The organism is Stenotrophomonas sp. P5_B8 (genome assembly GCF_054049855.1).
In genome coordinates, this window is record NZ_JBFULO010000788.1 from 1 (window position 1) to 826 (window position 826).

An 826-nucleotide genomic window follows, 5' to 3' on the forward strand; every position below is an offset into this window, starting at 1 on the left:
GGTCCGTTTCATGGGCGAGCGTTCCAAAAGGTTAACTGGGACCTGAAGGATCGTCCCGCACCGATCAACCGACCGCGAAAGCAATGCGAGCGCCGCGTGATCCGTCCATATTCCGAAAGTCTCAGTCCTGAAGGCGTTTCACCCTACTTTTGGGGAGTTCCCGTAGACGTTGCATTAGCATCCGGGTCCGACGGCGCCTCGGGGTTTTCCTTGCCAGCGTGAGCATGAGCAGCGGTCGGGTCCTCGATCTGGATGACCTTCCCCTTCTGCCACGCATCGGCGCCCGCATCGATGGGGGGCGCTCCGATGTCGGCACGGCGCTTCCGCTTGTCCTCACTACTGACGCCCAACCTTGCGTCACGGGCAGCGACCATGGCTGGGTCCGCCTGGCCGTCTGCGGTGAACCCCATCATCAGCTGCGGCATGCCTCGGGGCAGGTCCTTGTCCAGGTCTGTKTGCCAGGTGTGCCAGGTCTTGCCATACGTGTGGATGAGCTTCTCCATCAGCGCATGCTCGGCCGCCTCGGGAATCCCTGGCGCAATGAGCTGACCGGATTTCACCTCTTGAACATGGCTGTGCCACAGCGCTTTTTCCTGTTCAGGAAGGCCCGCAAACAGCTTCTCACTGATGATGTATTCCACCCCCATCAACTTGGCGTCTTTCACATTGCCATCGTAGATCGTGCACTGGATGACATCCTCGTTGAGGATGGAGCAGTAGTGGTGAGCCTCCATTTGGACCTTCATCTGGCCGTTGTAGAAATGGAACCCGTCCAGATAGGCGTTGATGGCGTCGACCGGAGGCCGGTCCTGCAGCACCGCGGCGC

Annotated in this window: 1 protein-coding gene; it reads right to left on the reverse strand. The window is 60.1% G+C overall.

Annotation, left to right across the window (positions count from 1 at the left end):
- Window positions 1-143: 143 nt before the first annotated feature.
- Window positions 144-826 (reverse strand): OBAP family protein (locus ACXJKH_RS21475; protein WP_457322416.1); only part of this gene is annotated, 683 nt, incomplete at its 5' end.